The following is a 16,910-nucleotide window of genomic DNA, read 5'->3' on the forward strand; positions in this document are numbered from 1 at the left end:
TCACCCGGGCGGCGGGCAGGGCGGCCCGGGCCCGCACGGCCATGGCCGTGTCGGCCACGGCCGCGTCCACGGCCAGGGCGGTGATGTCCCACAGGGGCGCGCTCACGCGGTGGGTCCGCCATCCGGGCCGGCGCCCGGCCCGGCGTCGGGTTCGCTGCCTGGCCCATCGTCATGGGCGACCGTCAAAAGCTTGGGCAAAACAGGGGAAAAAGCCATGGCGGCTATATCGGCAGCGGCCTTGGCCAGCTCGTCCGGGCTTTTGACCGTGATCTCCAGGGTCACGGCGTCGGACTCAAAGCCCTGGCTCGGCTTGACCTTGACCCGGCTGCCCCGGGCCAACTCCCGTGAAAGCGCCGTGAACCGGGCCTCCAGGGTGGTGAGCGCCGGGTAGCGCAGTCGGCGCAGGGCGGCCAGGACGCCGGCGGTCAGGTCATTGGGCGAAAGTCCCCGGCCAAGGAGCTCGGTTGCGCCGGACCGGGCCAAAAGGACGCCGGCCGGTTCGCCGGCCAGCCGTGCCGCCTCGCCAAGCCAGGTGAGCGCCCCGGAAAGGCTGCCCCGGGACCAGCGCACGGAGGACAGGAGCGGCAGCAGGGCGTCGAGGGTCTCGGGCGGCAGGGCGGCCAGCAGCCCGGCCGACCCGAGGGGCACATGGCCCGAGGCCAAGAGCGCGTCGAGGGTCGGCGGCAGGGCCAGCCACTGGGCCAGCAGCCGGCCCCGGCGGTCGTCCGGGGCAAAGAGATACGGCCCGGCCAGGCGCAGGGCGTCGTCGATGCTGCTGCTCTCGGCCGCGAAATAGCGTCCGGCGGCCACAGCCATGGCGTCGGTGACGGTCCGTCCGAGGTTGGAGGCCAGGTAGAAAAGCCCCAGGCGCACGGCCGGGGTGATGGCTGCGTCCCGGTCGTCGGCCTCGTCGGCGTCCGGCGGCCCGTCCAGGGAGACGGCCAGGGCGCACAGGGCGGTGCCCCGGCGTTCCCGCAGGGCGGCGGCCCGGCGCGAACCGGCGGCCAGGATGGGCCGGCCGCCGGTTTCCACCACCAGGGCCGGGGTGGTCTGGCCCAGGGTGGCCAGGGACTCAAGCAGGGCGTCGTCCGGCGGGGCGGCCCAGAACAGGTGCGGTGCGGCGATGTCGAGATCGCGCGGATGGAGAAAGAGTGGCTGCACGGTGTCGTTTTTCTTCCGGCTTTCCCGTAGCGTTCGTGATTACAAGACGTTGTCGTCTTGACAAGGGGTGACGCCTCATCCAATATGCTCAAACTCGTGGAAAAGCCAAGGGCCTGAAAATGCCCGGATTTCCGCGCCGATCTCTCGCTCGGTTCGCTTCGTCACCCAGCCGCCCCGGCGGCTTGCGATACGGTACAGGAAAAACGCCCTACGGCGTTTGGACCACGTGACAACGCCTAGCACAAGGGAGAAGGGAATGTCGGATAACCTCGCCAGCCAACGCACCTACGCCCTGATCGGCCACGGCGGATGCGGAAAGACCTCAGTGGCCGAGATGCTTCTTTTTACGACCGGAGCCGTGGCGCGCCTGGGCAAAATCGAGGAAGGCACCACCGCGCTTGATTACGAGCCTGAGGAAATCAAGCGTCGGGGCAGCACCCAGCCCGGCCTGGCCACCTTCCAGTACAACAAGAACCGGCATTTTCTCCTGGACATCCCCGGCGACGGCAGCTTCAACGGTGATCTGCCCTATCTGCTGCGGGCTGTCGACGGCGTGGTCTTTGTGGTCGACGCCGTGGACGGCGTCAAGCCGCTGACCAAAAAGCTCTGGGGCGAAGTGGCCAAACTCGGCCTGCCCACCATCTTTTTCATCAATAAAATGGACCGCGACCGGGCCGACTTCGACATGGCCCTGACCGGCATCCGGGAAAAGCTCGGGGTCAAGACCTATATCCAGAACCTGCCCATCGGCTCGAAAGAGGACTTCAAGGGCGTGGTCAACGTCCTGGAGGGCAAGGCCTATTTCTTCGACGACAAGGGCGGCATGGCCGAAGGTCCGATACCGGACGACATGGCCGACGAGGTCGAGACCCTGCATGAGACCATGATCGAGGAAGTGGCCGTTTCCGACGAGCAGCTCATGGAGCGCTATCTCGAAGGCGAGGCCATTCCCGTCGAGGAACTCCTGGCCGCCGTGCACGCGGCCACGCTCTCCGGCGCGCTGTGTCCGGTGTGCTGCGGCTCGGCCCTCAAGGCCATGGGCGGGCAGCGCCTGCTGGCCGCCATCCAGAACTACCTGCCCGGTCCCCTGGAAGCCGCCGGCGGCAACAAGACCATCACCATCGAAGGCGGGGAGCTCGTCGCTGCCGAGACCGGCCCGGTGGTTGCCTTTGTGGTCAAGACGCTCTTTGACCCCTTTGCCGGCCAGCTTTCCATTGTGCGCGTGCTTTCCGGCACCGTGACCACCAACCTGGAACTGTTAAACCCGGCCACGGGTTCTTCCGAACGCGCCGGCCAGATCCTTTTGCCGCTCGGCAAGGAAGCGGCCATTTCCAAGGAACCGGCCGGCCCGGGATCGGTCATTGCCCTGGCCAAGCTCAAGGACACCGCCACCGGCCACACCCTGTGCGACCCGAAAAAGCCGGTCGTGGTCCCGGCCCCGGTGCTGCCGCCGCCCATGATCTCCTACGCCCTGGCCCCGGCCGAGAAGGGCGATGAGGACAAGGTGTTTTCGGCCATGTCCAAGCTCCTTGACGAGGACATCACCCTGTCGATCACCCGCGACGAAGAGACCGGCGACATCCTCATTTCCGGCATGGGCCAGACCCATCTGGAGACGGCCGTGGAAAAGGCCCGGCGTCGCTACAAGGTGTCACCGGTGCTCAAGGCCCCGAAGATTCCCTACCGCGAGACGGTCAAGGGCAAGGTCGAGGTCCAGGGCCGCCACAAGAAGCAGACCGGCGGCCGCGGCCAGTTCGGCGACTGCTGGATTCGCATGGAGGGCCTGCCGCGCGGGTCCGGCTATGAGTTCGTGGACGCCATTGTCGGCGGAGCCATCCCGCGCCAGTATATCCCGGCCGTGGACAAGGGCGTGCAGGAATCCTCGGTGCGCGGCTTTTTGGCCGGCTATCCCCTGGTCGATTTCCGGGTCACGCTCTACGACGGGTCGTTTCACACCGTCGATTCCTCGGAAATGGCCTTCAAGATCGCCGGTTCCGTCGGCTTCAAGGCGGCCTGCGAGAAGCTCAAGATCTCCCTGCTCGAACCCATCGTGCTGGTGTCGGTGAGCTGCCCGGACGAATACATGGGCGACATCATCGGCGACCTGTCCAGCCGGCGCGGCAAGGTGCTGGGGTCCGATTCCACCGGCGGCATCACGGAAATCCAGGCCCATGTGCCCATGGCCGAGATGCAGGAATACGCCAAGACCCTCAGTTCCATGACCGGCGGCCAGGGCGCCTTCACCCTGGCCTTTGACCACTACGAGGAATGCCCGCCGCCCATTGCCGAAAAGGTGGTGGCCGAGGGCAAGAAGAAGGAAGAATAGCGGAACAGGAGTGGTGGAAGTGGGGGGCTGCCCCACGCCCCGCCGGGGGCATCATGCCCCCGGACCCCGAAAGGTGGGGCCGCGATCCGGCCGGATCGCGGCCCCACCGTCAGGTCTGGCGGTCGCAACGCAAGAAGCAGCAGTGAAAAGACGGAATAATGGCCCATATTCTCCTCATCGACGACGACGCCATCCTGCGCGAGACTTTTGGCAGCCTCATGCGCCGGCTCGGGCATATGCTCATCTGGGCCGGTTCCATGGAAGAAGGGCGGCTGGCCCTGGCCCGCGACCGGGTGGACGTGGTGCTCCTCGATCTGCGTCTGCCGGACGGCTACGGCCTGGACCTGATGGAGGAGATCAAATCCTCGCCGGACAGTCCCGAAGTCATCATCATCACCGGCCAGGAAGACCCGGAAGGGGCGGCCCTGGCGATCAAGTCCGGGGCCTGGGACTATATCCAAAAGCCCCTGACCCCGAACCGCGTCACCCTGCCGCTGACCCGCGCCCTGGAGTACCGGGCGCAAAAGGCGGCCAGGCGGCCGCGGGCGGTGCTCAAGCGCGAGGCCATTGTCGGCGGCGGCCCGGCCATGGAAGCCTGCCTCGATCTGGTGGCCCAGGCGGCCGACTCCGACGCCTCGGTGCTCATTACCGGCGAAACCGGCACGGGCAAGGAACTTTTTGCCCGGGCCATACATGCCAACTCCGCCCGGTCCCACAGCAATTTCGTGGTGGTGGACTGCGCCGCCCTGCCCGAGACCCTGGTTGAGAGCGTCCTTTTCGGCCATGTCAAAGGAGCCTTTACCGGGGCGGACCGCGACCGCGACGGGCTTTTCAAGCTGGCCGACGGCGGCACGCTGTTTCTCGATGAAATCGGCGAGCTTTCGCCCGGCATCCAGAAGACCTTCCTGCGCGTGCTCCAGGACGGCCGGTTCCGGCCGGTCGGGTCCAAGCACGAACTTTCCAGCGATTTCCGGCTGGTGGCCGCCACCAACCGCGACCTGTCGGTCATGGCCGCCATAGGCTCCTTCCGCGAGGATCTGCTCTATCGCCTGCGCACCATCGTCATCACCCTGCCCCCCCTGCGCGAGCGTCCCGAGGACATAAAGGCCCTGGCCAGCCATTACATGAACCGGCTGTGCGAACGCTACCGCCTGCCGACCAAGGGCTTTGCCGAGGAGTTCTTTCAGGCCCTGGCCGCTTATTCCTGGCCGGGCAACGTGCGCGACCTGTTTGGCACCATGGAGCGGGTGCTCCTGCAGTACCGAAACGAGCCGGTGCTCTACCCCAAGCATTTGCCGGATGAGATCCGCATCCAGGTGCTGCGGGCGGCCGGGGTGTGCGAGACGCCCGAGTCGTTTAGCCCCGGACCGGCCGAGCCGGCGGACGGGAGCCTGACGCCCTGGAAGGAATACCGCCGCCAGGCCATGGAGACAGTGGAGCGGGACTATCTGGCGGAACTGTTGCGGGCCAGCCGCGGCAACGTGGGCCGGGCTGCGGCCATAAGCGGCCTGTCGCCGTCGCGGCTTTACGATCTGTTTCGCAAGTACGGGCTGGCGACCCGGCCGTAGATGGTTGGGCCTGGGGCCGCCGCTTCTTCCCTCTTGGCAATCCCGGCGCAATCCCGTAGAAGCAGCGCCCGTCCGGAAAAACGGCCGGGGCGAGCGATTTTCCCGTACTTTTTTCCTGTTTTACCGTAATGCTGGACAGGTCGTGGCGGAATTTCGGGACAACCGATCCGCGATGTCTACTATCCTATTGAAAAATAGAGATAAATTTTTAGCGCCCAGACTGGCCGCCCTGGCACGGAAATTGGATTTAGAGCAGTGAGCAGAATGATACCTCCCTATCATTTTGACCTCTCCTTCATCTCCTGCGCGGGGGCTCTTCCGGAGCCCCCCTTTTTTTGAGCCCAAAGCCCCTGGAGAAACTCCGCGCCATGCGCTACCAAGGCCGTCATGTGGCATAAAAAGCTCTTTGCCCCGCTGGTTCTGCCCATCCACTTTTTTGCTGCCGCGATTTTGCTCGGGGCCGGCTTGCTGTGCCAGCCCATAAGCGCCAGCCATGAACCGGTGTCCTTTCTCGACGCGCTTTTTACCGCCACCTCTGCCGCCTGCGTCACGGGCCTGGCCGTCACCGACACCGGCACGACGTTTACCCGCTTCGGCCACACCGTCATCCTGGCCCTGATCCAGCTTGGGGGCCTGGGCATCATGACCTTTTCCACCCTGATCTTTTATCTCTGGCGACGCCGGGTGTCCCTGGCCGACCACATCGCCGTGGGCCAGAGCCTGCTCCATGACGCCAGTTTCCACCTGGGCCGGTTTCTCACCCGCATGGCCGTGGTCACGGTCTTTATCGAGGCCCTGGGCGCCCTTGGCCTCTATCTGTTCGATCCCGTGGGCTTTGCCCCCTTTTCCGCCGTGTTCCATTCCGTTTCCGCTTTTTGCAACGCCGGTTTCGGGCTTTTCCCGGACAACCTCATGCGCTACACCGGCCATCCCGGGATCAATCTGATCATCATGTGGCTCATCGTCAGCGGCGGCCTGGGCTTTGCCGTGCTCATCGAAGGCTACCGCGTGGCCCGAAACCGCCTGCTGCCGGGCGGCCGGGCCGAGGGCCGGCAGCAGCGTCTGTCCTGGTATGCCCGCACGGTCTTTGCCGTCTCGGCCTTTCTGGTCTTTGCCGGCGCGGCCATGATTTTTTGCGGCGAATTTCTCGGCAGCCGCTATCCGGAACTGCCCGCCCTGGACCGGATTGTGGCGGCGCTGTTCCAGTCCGTGTCCTGCCGCACGGCTGGATTCAACACCCTGGACATCGGGCGCATGGCCGACGCCTCCCTGGTCATCATGATCCTTTTGATGTTCATTGGCGGCTCGCCCGGCTCCTGTGCCGGCGGCATCAAGACGACCACCTTCCGGGTGCTGGCCGCCTTTGGCCGGGCCAAGATGTTTGGCCGCAAGCAGGCCGTGGTGGGGCGTTTTGCCGTGGACGACGACACCGTGGACCGGGCCGTCACCCTGACCATTTTCGCTGCCGGTCTGGTGCTTGGCTCAGTCCTGCTTATGTGTTTCACCGAGGGGGCTGTGGCCCCGCATGTGGAAGCCGGCGGCCGGTTTCTGGAAATTTTGTTCGAGGTGGTGTCGGCATTCGGCACGGTGGGGCTGTCCACGGGCATAACGCCCGGGCTCTCGCCGGCCGGCAAGCTCGTCATCATCATGCTCATGTTCGTGGGCCGGCTGGGGCCGATTTTGTTTCTTTCGGTGCTGCAGGGATTCCAGGAGCCGTTGCGCTACCGCTGGCCCGAGCAGAACATGATGATCGGGTAACGGCGCGCAACAGGCGGGCGGGCAGGAGACGGCATGGCCGACGAACGGGTTTGTATTATCGGGCTTGGCAAGTTCGGGTTTCATCTGGGCCGGTGCCTGGTGGAGCTTGGGCGCGAGGTGCTTGGCGTGGACGGCGACGCGGACAAGGTCAAAAACGCCCAGAACGTTTTCACCCAGGTCTACCAGCTCGACGCAAAGGACAAGCGCGCCCTGGAGCAGATCCATGTGGACGAGATGTCCCATGTGGTGGTCTCGGTTGGCCATTCCATGGAAGCGAGCATCCTTATTTCGCTCTATCTCAAGGAAATCGGCGTGCCCCAGGTCTGGGTCAAGGCCATCTCCACCGACCATGAGAAGCTGCTCAAAAAGATCGGCGTGGACACGGTTTTCATACCCGAGCGGTTTGCCGCCAAAAATATGGCCCATCAACTCGCCAGCCCCGGGCTGATCGAGTATCTTCCCATGGACAAGGATGTGGCGCTCAAGGAAATCGGCATTGACGGATGGGCCGGCCAGACCTTGCGCCATCTCGACCTGACCAACAAACATCAGGTCCAGGTCATCGCCAAAAAGTGCGCCGGCGAAGACCACTATTCCTTCATTCCGAGGGCTGACGAAGAATTGCGCCTGGGCGACAAGCTGGTTTTGGTCGGTCGCGAAGACCGGCTGGTCAAGCTGCGTCCCTGATTATACGGAGGTTTCATGCGTTTTGTTGATGAAGCATGGATTGTCGTCCGCTCCGGCAAGGGCGGACGTGGTGCGGTGTCCTTTCGCCGCGAGAAGTTCATTCCCCGGGGCGGACCGGACGGCGGCGACGGCGGCGAGGGCGGCGATCTCATCTTTCGGGCCAATCCCGATCTGGTGACCCTGTACGACCTGCGCCTCAAGCGGATTTACGAGGCCAAAAACGGCCAGGGCGGCATGGGCCGCCAGAAATGCGGCAAGGCGGCCGAGGACCTGTACATCGACGTGCCGGTCGGCACCGAGCTCTACGAGCTGCCGTCCCTTGGCAGCGACGGGCCGGCCCGGGTCGCCGACATTGCCGCGGCCGAATCCGCCGGCCTGGATGCGGTCCTGGCCGGGGACGACGCCGAGGCTGCTGCCGATGACGGGTTGGAGCTGGCTGACGACGCCGATCTGGCCGACGATGCGGAGTTGGCTGAGGACGGGGAGCTGGACGAGGAGGCCGAACCGGCTGACGAGGCCGACGCTGCCGCCGAGGAAGCCGATCCCGAGGCCGATGCCGCTGCCGAGGCGGCGCTCCTGGAAGCGGCCGCCACCGTGGCCCCGCAGCAGCTCAAACTGCTGGCCGATCTGGTCGAACCGGGCCAGACCTTCGTGGCCTGCCACGGCGGACGCGGCGGCAAGGGCAACCTGCACTTTGCCTCGTCCACCATGCGCACCCCGCGCTTCGCCCAGCCCGGCGAACCCGGCGAGGAACGCCGCGTGCGTCTGGTCCTCAAGGTCCTGGCCGACGTCGGCATCATCGGTCTGCCCAATGCCGGCAAATCGACCTTCATTGCCGCCGTGTCCCGGGCCAAGCCGAAAATCGCGCCCTATCCCTTCACCACGCTCACCCCCAACCTGGGCGTCATCGACCACGACGACGGCGTGCGGCGGCTGGTCCTGGCCGACATTCCGGGCCTGATCGAAGGGGCGCACCTGGGCCAGGGCCTGGGGCACCGCTTTTTGCGCCACGTCGAGCGCACCCGGGTGCTGCTCCATCTGGTCTCGGCCGAGGACGCCTCGCCCGAGGGCATTTTCGAGGCCTTTGACGTGGTGGACGAGGAACTGCGCCAGTTCGATCCGGCCCTGGCCCTGCGGCCGCAGATCCGCGTGATCAACAAGATCGACCTGCTCTCGCCCGAAGAACTGGCCGAGCGCCGGGCCGTTGCCGCCGCTTCGGGCCAGAAGGTGTTTTTCATGTCGGCCCTGACCGGACTGGGTATTCCCGCCGTGCTTCGGGCGATCTGGAAAGCCTCCACTCCCGAAGCCAAGGTCGTGGCCCCGGTGGAGAGCTGGCCCGATGCCGGCCCGGATGCCGGCGCTTCGGGTGGAACCGACGGGGGTCCGGAACTGATCTGATCGGTTTTTCACCCAGGCAAGGAACATCCAGACGGCCCCTTTGCGGCGACCCGGCACAGGCTGCCAGGCGCCGCAAAGGGGCTGTTCGGTGTTTGGCCTAGAACAGACCGCGAAGCAGCGACAGGACGAACAGGATCAGGAAGATGTAAAACAGGATTTTGGCGATGCCGCTGGCGGTGCGGGCGATGCCGGTAAAGCCCAGGACGCCGGCCAGCAGGGCGATAATCAGAAAGGCGATGGTCCAGGAAAGCATGGAAGTAGCCTCCGGTTGGGGTACGACTGGGAAGAAGGATTTCCCAGGCTCTCCCTATAGACCGGCTCTCGGCCCGCGGCAACAGCAGCGGGCCGTTTTCTTTACTGCTGCACCAATCGCAACAGAAATGACTTGAGATAATCCGTCTCGGCCATGGCCGGATGGGCCGGGTGGTCCGGGCCTTGGCGGCCCTGGTCGAGAATCTGGCCGCGCCGCCCCCGGGCCATGGCCGCCCGCAAGGCCGCCCGGCGCAGTTCGTAGGCGTCCACGTGCTGGGAGCACGAGCAGGTTAAAAGCAGCCCGTCCTCGGCCAGGACGTCCATGGCCAGCCGGTTGAGCCGCTCATAGACCTTAAGCCCGGCTTCCAGGTCTTTCTTGCGTTTGACCAGGGCCGGCGGGTCCAGGCTCACCACGTCAAAGGTGCGTCCGGCAGCGGCGCATTCTTCCAAAAAGGCGGCGGCATCGGCCCGCACCACCTCGACCCGGTCGGCCACGCCGTTTCGGGCCGCATTGTCGGCGGCCATGGCGCAGGCCGCCTCGGAAGAGTCCAGGCAGGTGACGGACGCCGCCCCGGCCAGGGCCGCGCGCACGGAAAACGCTCCGGCATAGGCAAAAAGGTCCAGCACCGTGCGGCCCCCGACCAGCCGGCACAGGCGCGAGCGGTTTTCCCGCATGTCGTAAAACCAGCCGGTTTTCTGGCCGCCAAGGGCCGGCACGGCAAAAAGCGCCCCGTCCTCGTTGATGGCAAGGTTTTCCGGGGCCGTGCCGTAGGCCACTTCCACGATCCGGGGCAGGCCCTCGAAGTCGCGGGTGGGGCTGTCGTTGCGCCAGATGACGGCGGACGGGGCCAGCTCGGCCAGGATGGCTTCCAGGATGAGCTCTTTGCGGCTGTCCATGCCGGCCGTGTTGAGCTGGCCGACAATGACGTCGCCGTAGCGGTCCAGGATCAGCCCCGGCACATGGTCGCCCTCGGAAAAGAGCAGGCGGTAATGCGGCGTGGGGTAGAGCCGGCTGCGTATGGCCAGGGCTTCGCGCAGCCGGGCCCGGAAAAAGTCGGCATCCAGGCGCGTCTCCGGGTCCTGGTCCATGATCCGGGCGCTGATAAGCGAGCCGGGGTTGACCGTGGCCACGCCGATGGGGCGGCCGCGCGAGGCGGTCACCACGGCCTCCTGGCCCGGGGTGAAGGCGGTCAGCGGGGTTTTTTTCGTATCCACCTCGTTGCTGAACACCCACAGGTGTCCGGCACGCAGGCGGCGTTCCTCGTTGTTTTTAAGCGTCAGTGTCGGTCGTTCCATGGCGCCACGGTACGGGAGGCCGGCGATTGTGGCAAGACGCGGCCGGCAAAGCCATTGCGGTCGATTGTCCACTGTCGTATGGATTGGATATTCATTGTCTTTGGCAAACAGCGGTGGCCGGTGGCGGACGTGGCCGCCTTCGGGGGTTGCGTGGGTTGGTTGTCCCTCCTTGTGTTGGGCTGGCTTGTGCTCGCGTCGGGCTGCGGCGGGGATGACCCGGTGCTGCTGGGGTTTTCCGGCCAGCTCACGGGCAGCCATGCCGATCTCGGGGTCCAGGGCCGCAATGGGGCAACCCTGGCCGTGGAAGCCGTCAATGCCCGGGGCGGCGTGGCCAGCCGGCCGCTTCGGCTGCTGGCCAGCGACGACGGGGACACGGCCCGGGGGGCCATCGACGCCGACACCACGCTCCTTAAGGCCGGGGCCGTGGCCATTATCGGCCACATGACCAGCTCCCAGACCCTGGCCGCCCTGCCTGTTGTTGCCGCTGCCGGCGGCGTCATGATTTCGCCAACCACCGCCACCCCGGAACTCTCCGGCAAAAAAGACAATTTCTTCCGCGTGATCCCTTCCAACGAAGCCTGGGGCGTGGCCCTTGGCCGGTATGCCGCCCGCCAGGGCCTGGCCCGGGTCTGTCTGGCCGGGGACACGGACAATGCCTCCTACACCGACAGTTTCCAGACCGCCTTTGAGCAGGCCTTTGCAGAAGCCGGCGGCGAGTTGGTCTGCCACTATTCGTTTTCCTCCAGCCGGGGGGCCGACTGGGGGGCGCTGCTGGATCAGGCGGCAGACAGCGGCGGGCAGGCCATCGTGGCCACGGCCGCAGCCCGGGACGTGGCTGCCCTGGCCCAGACCATGACCGCCCGCAACACCCGGCTGCCGCTCCTCTGCCCCACCTGGCCCTATACCCGGGAGATCCTGGCCATCGGCGGGCGCAGCGTCGACGGCATCGTCTTTGCCACCAGCTACTCCGAGGAAAACGACCGGCCCGAGTTCCGGGAGTTTGCCCGGCGCTATCGGGAGCGCTTCGGCTGGCCGCCCAGTTTCGCCGCCGCCTACGCCTATGAGGCCGTCACCGTGCTGGCCTCGGCCCTTTCGCGCACCGGCGGGGAGGCCAGGGGGCTTGGCCCGGCCCTGGCCGCAACCGGCCCGCAAACCGGGGTCATCAGCCCCTTTGCCCTGGACGAAAGCGGCGACGTGGCCCGCGACACCTTCCTTGTCACCATAAAGGACGGCCGGTTTACGTCCGTGGCCGGAGAATAGCTGCCGTGCGCCCGACGCCGATCAGCCGCATCCTCAGCCGCAGTCTCCTCGTGCGTCTGGTGGCTCCGGGACTGCTGTTGCTGGCGCTGATGGCTGCGGCCATGATTTCCATGCACTGGCGCACCATGGAACGGGACAACACCCGGTTGGCCGCAACGCTGGCCGCCTTTGTCGCAACCGCCCTGGATGAGGCCTTCCACATTCTGGAAACCTTTGTCGGCCGGGTGGCTCCGGATGGAGGGCCGGTGCGGCCCGAGGCGCTGTCCGACCTCCTGGCGGTTTCGCCGGCTTTTCGCCGGCTGCTCTGGATTACAGCCGACGGCACCGTGGCCCGGGCCGTGCCGTCGGGGTTGCAGGGAGCGGCCTTTCCCCTCGATTTCGACAACCGGCAGGACGGTCGGCTCCTGTTGTCGCGGCCCCTGCCCTCGCCCATAGACGGCCGGCTGGTGGTCTATCTCGGGGTGCGCGCCGCCACGGGCGGCATCCTGGCCGGAGAACTCGATCTGGCCGGGCTGGGCGAACGTCTGACCCAACTGGCCCCCCTGGCCGGCGGTCGCATCGTGGCCTGCGACGCCTATGGCAATCTCATTGTCCATCCCGACCCCCGGCGGGTGGCCGAGCAGACCAATATCGGCGACACGCCGCTTTTTGCCGCAGCCAAGGCCGGCAAAGGCCATCTGGTCTACCAGTCCGGCGGCCGGCTCTGGCTTGGGACGGTGGGGGTGGTGGACCAGTGCGGCTGGTTTGTGCTGCCCACGGTGCCGGTGTCGGATCTGGTGGCCCCGGCCCTGTACACGGTCGCGGTGCTGTTTGTCTTCATGGCCGGCGCGTTTGTGCTGGCCTCGGCGCAATTGCGCAAGGCCCTGCGGCAGCAGGTCGAGGAGCCGTTGGCCCGGTTTGCGGCCAGCCTGCCGGAGGGTAGCGGCGGGGGGGAGGGCGGCTCCGGGGCCTTTGCCGAACTGTGCGTCTTTGAAGGAGCCTTTGAGGACATGGCCCGGGGGCTGGTCAGAAACGAACGCCTGTTCCGGTCTTCCTTTGAGCAGGCGGCCGTGGGCATGGCCCATGTCTCACCGGACGGGCAGTGGCTGCTGGTCAACGAGCGGTTGTGCCAACTGGTCGGCTGTTCCCGCCAGGAACTCCTGGGGCATTCCCTGGTCGAGGCCATCGTCCCCCAGGACATGGCGGCCGTGGAAGCCCGGCTGCAGGAGAGTCTGGCCGGGCGGCTGGAGACGTTTGCCAGGGAGGGCCGCTGCATCCGCCCGGACGGGGTGTCGGTCCAGGTCAACCTGACCGTCTCCCTGGTGCGGGGCGACATGGGCCGGCCGGACTATTTCGTCTTCGTGGTCGAGGACGTGACCGAGCGCCGGGCAGCCGAGGAGGCCCTGCGCCAATCCCTTGAGGACAAGGAACTGCTCCTGCGGGAAGTCCACCACCGGGTGAAAAACAATCTGCAGGTCATTTCCAGCCTGTTTTTCCTCCAGGCCGAGGCCACGGACAATGCCGAGGCCCGTCTGGTGCTGCTGGAAAGCCGCACCCGCATTGCCTCCATGGCCCTGGTCCACGAGGGGCTCTACCGCACCGGGGATTTCGGCCGCATCGACGTGGCCGACTATGTCTCCCGGCTGGCCGGCCAGTTGGAAAACAGCCTCGGGCGAAGCGGGGGTGTCCGCTGCAAGCTCGGCCTGGAGCCGATTTTCCTGTCCATCGAGAAGGCTGCGCCGCTTGGGCTGGTGCTCAATGAACTGATCACCAACGCCATCAAACATGCCTACGGGCCGGGTGTGTCCGGCGAGGTGCAGGTGGCGGTGCGTCTTGCAGGCGGGGTCATGCGGGTGACGGTCGGCGACCAGGGCCAGGGGTTGCCGCCGGGCTTTTCCATCGAGGGCACGGAGAGCCTCGGGATGCAGCTGGTGGCCAACCTGACCCGGCAATTGCAGGGGGAGGTGCGGGCGGAAAATGCCGGCGGCGCGCTTTTTACCCTGACCTTTCCGGTGTGAGGGGATCAGGGCCGGGCGGGGATACCATGTGCAGCAGCCGCTCCAGTCCCAAAGCGTAAACCACTCGTTCCCCAATTTTCCCCGTTGAGGGGTCCGGGGGGATCATCCCCCCGGCCGCCGGAGGCATCTTCCCTCTTTCTCTCTCTTGTCCTCACCTAGCGCAGCACCGGGGCCAGCACCCGCGCCAGTACCCCCTGGACCTTGGAGATGGCCACGCCGTAGTTGGTCACCGGCACGCCCCGGCGCACGCATTCGCGGATGCGCCGCAGCATTTCCACCCGCCCGAGCATACACGAGCCGCAGTGCACGACCAGAGCGAACCGCTCCAGATCGTCGGGGAAATCGTGGCCGGTGTACATTTCAAACTGCACGTCCCGGCCCGTGTACTGGGAAATCCAGCGGGGTATCTTCACCCGGCCGATGTCGTCGGCCTGGGCATGGTGGGAGCAGGCCTCGGCCATCAGCACGGTGTCGCCGTCGCGCAACCGGTCGATGGCCGCAGCCCCGGCGGCCAGGGTGGGCAGGTCGCCCTTATAGCGGGCAAACAGTGTGGAAAAAGTGGTCAGCGGCACCGCGTCCGGCACGTCGCCCGACACCTTGAGGATCACCTGGGAGTCGGTGACCACCAGGGCCGGCGGCCGGCGCAGATTGTCCAGGGCCGCTTCCAGCTCCCGGTCCTTGACCGTGACGGCAATGCCGTCGCCGTCGAGGATCTCGCGCAACACCTGGACCTGGGGCAGGATCAGCCGCCCCTTGGGCGCAGCCAGATCAATGGGCACGACGCAGACCACAGTGTCGCCCTCGGTAAAGAGATCGCCGCAAAGGACCGGTTCGCGCAGGTTTTCGGCCGGGGCCAGGGCCATGATCGCTTCCTTGACCGCCACCGACCCCTGGCCGCTGGCGGCGCTTGCGGCCACTGTGCGGATGCCGTGCTCCCGGCACCAGGCCACGTCGGCCGCAGCCGGGGCGGCCAGATCGGTCTTGTTGAAAACGATGAGAAAGGCAATGTCGAGCTTGCGTATGTCCTCGATCATGTCCCGTTCCGGCTGGCCAAGGCCGGCGGCCGCGTCCACCACCACTACGGCAATGTCCGTGCGCCAGAGCACCTTTTTGGTGGCGGCGATGCGAAGCGCCCCGAGTTCGCCGGTGTCGTCGAGCCCGGCCGTGTCGTAGAGGGTCACCGGCCCAAGCGGCAACAGTTCGTAGGCCTTGGCCACGGGATCGGTGGTGGTGCCGGCGAAATCGGACACGATGGCCACGTCCTGGCCGGTGACGGCGTTAATAAGCGAAGACTTGCCGGCATTGCGGCGGCCGACAAAGGTGATGACCAGACGCACGCCTCGAGGGGCTTTTTCGGCGTTATTTTCAGCCATGGTGTCTCCTTTTGGACCCGCCGACAGCGGTGGAGGGCGTTTTCCCCACCCGGCGGACGGCTTCCCGGGCGGCTTCGACCCGCTGCCGGGCATCGGCCCGGAAGGCGTTTTTGCCGGGATAGATGGCGTAATCCGGGCTGACGGTTTCCGGGGTGAGCGAGGGCATGATGACATTGGCCCCGACGGTGAGTCCCTGTTCCCTGGCTCCGTCGCGCAGGGCGTTTAAGGCCGAGGTCGAGGGAATGTTGGCCAGGGGGGCCAGCAGGCGCAGGATGGCCATGGCCCGAAAGGCGGTCAGGATCGAGCCGGGGTGCTCGCGGCCAAAGGGCGTGTCGGGATGGGGCACGAAGGGGCCGACGGCGATCATGTCGAGGTCGAGATCGGCCAGCTGCAGGAGATCGGCGGCCAGGATGTCCGGCGTCATGCCGGGCAGGTCGGTGATGACCCCGGAACCGACCTCGTAGCCGGCCCGGCGCAGGGCGGCCAGGCGGTCAAGCCGGTCGGCCACGGTCAGCCCCGGGCGGCAGTGGGCGTAGAGGGCCTCGTCAAAGGTCTCGATTTTAAGCAGATAGCGGTCTGCGCCGCAGTCCCGCCAGTGGGCCAGCTCAGCCTCGGTCCGGTCGCCCAGGGACAGGGTGACGGCCACGTCGGAGTCGGCCTTGGCACCGGTGATGACCCGGGCAATGTCGTCGGCCGTGTAGCTGAAATCATCGCCGGACTGGACCACGATGGTGCCGATGGACAGTTCCCGGGCCAGCCCGGCGCAGGCCAGGATATCCTCGACCGTCAGGCGGTAGCGGTGGACGTTTTGGTTGGCCGCGCGCAGGCCGCAGTAGCGGCAGTTGTTGCGGCAGTGGTTGGAAAATTCCACCACCCCGCGCAGATAGACCTCGCCGGCGAAAATCTCCCGGTTAAGCGCCTCGGCTGCGGAAAAAAGTCCGGGATCATCAGCCCCGGCCAGCAATTGGGCGATTTCTGCCTGTCGCATGGCGACCATCCTTTTTTCTTGCGCCCCTTTCGCGTAGCGACTCGGCAACGCACCCGGTCAAATCAAACTTCCCCCAGGTGGGATTCCAAAGGGGTTACCCCTTTGGCCGCCGGAGGCACTCTTTTCTTCCTCTTCTCGAACACTTAGGCCAGACGGCGGGATACGGCCCGGGCGGCCAGGCAATCGCAGACCAGCCTATAGGCCCCGGCGTCCACGGCTTCCAGGGCGTCGGCCCGGCTGCCTTCCTCGGCCAACTCCAGCAGCCGGCCGGCGTCGGTGGGGATGACCAGCCACAGCCCAAGCGGCGCGGCCACCGGCGAATGGGCGTAGTGCCCGGCGATGACGGCATCGCTTACAACCAGCACCGGGACCAGGGGCAGGGCGGTGGTGACAAACAGACGCACCTTGTGGGGATGGCGCGAGGCCAGGGCGTCGAGATAGGAGGCGGACACGGAAAATTCCCGCTGCATGGCCGAGGCGGTCATGTCCTGGCGCAGCACCTGCCGAAACTCGTCCCAGTACGGCGGTCTGGCCACCGGATCGAGCGACACGACATCGAGCCGCTCAAATTCCGGGCGGCAAAGGGCTGCTTCCAGGGCGTCGGCCATGGCCCGGTCCCGGGCGAAATTGGAATAGACCGCAGCGTGGAAAAACAACCGATCCGACCGGGCCACGCGCCCTGGCAGCCCGACCGTCATCCAACCCCGCCGCCACCCAGGGATTTTCCCGTTCCATCTCCATCACTTCTTCTCCCCGTTGCAGGGGTCCGGGGGGATCATCCCCCCGGCCGCCGGAGGCATCTTCCGCCTTTTCTTCTTCACCTCCCCCCTGTTGCCGCAGGCAGGC

The 16,910-nt window shown here is 66.4% G+C and carries 13 protein-coding genes; 7 read left to right on the top strand and 6 right to left on the bottom strand.

All coding sequences use genetic code 11. The features are described from left to right. Positions 1–102: 102 nt before the first annotated feature. Complete coding sequence (locus tag DVDV_RS18240; protein ID WP_075356042.1) at positions 103–1,161, bottom strand: chromosome partitioning protein ParB; 1,059 nt, start codon at positions 1,159–1,161, stop codon at positions 103–105. 256 nt (positions 1,162–1,417) lie between these two features. Between DVDV_RS18240 and DVDV_RS18245 the strand changes: the two genes are divergently transcribed. The 5 genes from DVDV_RS18245 (at position 1,418) to cgtA (ending at position 8,898) form a co-directional block, all read left to right on the top strand. After that, the gene (locus tag DVDV_RS18245; protein ID WP_075356043.1) at positions 1,418–3,487 is read left to right on the top strand and encodes an elongation factor G; all 2,070 of its coding nucleotides are present in this window, start codon (positions 1,418–1,420) and stop codon (positions 3,485–3,487) included. A 158-nt stretch (positions 3,488–3,645) separates the two neighbouring features. Beyond that, positions 3,646–5,055 carry a sigma-54 dependent transcriptional regulator gene (locus DVDV_RS18250; protein WP_075356044.1) on the top strand — a complete coding sequence of 470 codons (1,410 nt, stop codon included), beginning with the start codon at positions 3,646–3,648 and terminating at the stop codon, positions 5,053–5,055. Between the two features lie 387 nt (positions 5,056–5,442). Then, positions 5,443–6,813 carry a TrkH family potassium uptake protein gene (locus DVDV_RS18255; protein WP_075356045.1) on the top strand — a complete coding sequence of 457 codons (1,371 nt, stop codon included), beginning with the start codon at positions 5,443–5,445 and terminating at the stop codon, positions 6,811–6,813. A gap of 33 nt (positions 6,814–6,846) precedes the next feature. After that, positions 6,847–7,500, top strand: a complete 654-nt coding sequence (locus DVDV_RS18260; protein WP_075356046.1) for a TrkA family potassium uptake protein — start codon at positions 6,847–6,849, stop codon at positions 7,498–7,500. Between the two features lie 15 nt (positions 7,501–7,515). After that, entirely contained in the window at positions 7,516–8,898 is a 1,383-nt protein-coding gene (gene cgtA, locus DVDV_RS21890; RefSeq protein WP_083634823.1) for an Obg family GTPase CgtA, read from the top strand. Between the two features lie 97 nt (positions 8,899–8,995). Here cgtA and DVDV_RS18275 read toward each other — a convergent pair whose 3' ends face one another. Both DVDV_RS18275 and DVDV_RS18280 read right to left on the bottom strand, forming a co-directional pair. After that, entirely contained in the window at positions 8,996–9,151 is a 156-nt protein-coding gene (locus tag DVDV_RS18275; protein WP_075356047.1) for a DUF1328 domain-containing protein, read from the bottom strand. Between the two features lie 101 nt (positions 9,152–9,252). Then, the gene (locus DVDV_RS18280; RefSeq protein WP_075356048.1) at positions 9,253–10,446 is read right to left on the bottom strand and encodes a class I SAM-dependent rRNA methyltransferase; all 1,194 of its coding nucleotides are present in this window, start codon (positions 10,444–10,446) and stop codon (positions 9,253–9,255) included. 150 nt (positions 10,447–10,596) lie between these two features. Here DVDV_RS18280 and DVDV_RS18285 point away from each other — a divergent pair, with 150 nt between their 5' ends. Both DVDV_RS18285 and DVDV_RS18290 read left to right on the top strand, forming a co-directional pair. Continuing rightward, positions 10,597–11,706, top strand: coding sequence for an ABC transporter substrate-binding protein (locus tag DVDV_RS18285; protein WP_254845442.1), 1,110 nt, complete (start codon positions 10,597–10,599; stop codon positions 11,704–11,706). A 5-nt stretch (positions 11,707–11,711) separates the two neighbouring features. After that, entirely contained in the window at positions 11,712–13,703 is a 1,992-nt protein-coding gene (locus DVDV_RS18290) for a sensor histidine kinase (RefSeq protein WP_075356049.1), read from the top strand. 155 nt (positions 13,704–13,858) lie between these two features. Here DVDV_RS18290 and hydF read toward each other — a convergent pair whose 3' ends face one another. The 3 genes from hydF to DVDV_RS18305 all read right to left on the bottom strand — a co-directional run bounded on the left by hydF (position 13,859) and on the right by DVDV_RS18305 (position 16,762). Then, positions 13,859–15,076: a [FeFe] hydrogenase H-cluster maturation GTPase HydF gene (hydF, locus tag DVDV_RS18295; RefSeq protein WP_075356050.1), complete on the bottom strand. Its 1,218-nt coding sequence runs from the start codon at positions 15,074–15,076 to the stop codon at positions 13,859–13,861. Further along, complete coding sequence (hydE, locus tag DVDV_RS18300; RefSeq protein ID WP_075356051.1) at positions 15,069–16,064, bottom strand: [FeFe] hydrogenase H-cluster radical SAM maturase HydE; 996 nt, start codon at positions 16,062–16,064, stop codon at positions 15,069–15,071. The genes hydF and hydE overlap by 8 nt, the downstream gene beginning before the upstream one ends. A 143-nt stretch (positions 16,065–16,207) precedes the next feature. Continuing rightward, positions 16,208–16,762 (bottom strand): hypothetical protein, encoded by a 555-nt coding sequence (locus tag DVDV_RS18305; protein ID WP_254845443.1) that lies wholly within the window; start codon positions 16,760–16,762, stop codon positions 16,208–16,210. Positions 16,763–16,910: the final 148 nt, after the last annotated feature.

Origin of the sequence: Desulfovibrio sp. DV (assembly GCF_001936595.1) — a bacterium.
Taxonomy (GTDB): Bacteria; Desulfobacterota; Desulfovibrionia; order Desulfovibrionales; family Desulfovibrionaceae; genus Solidesulfovibrio.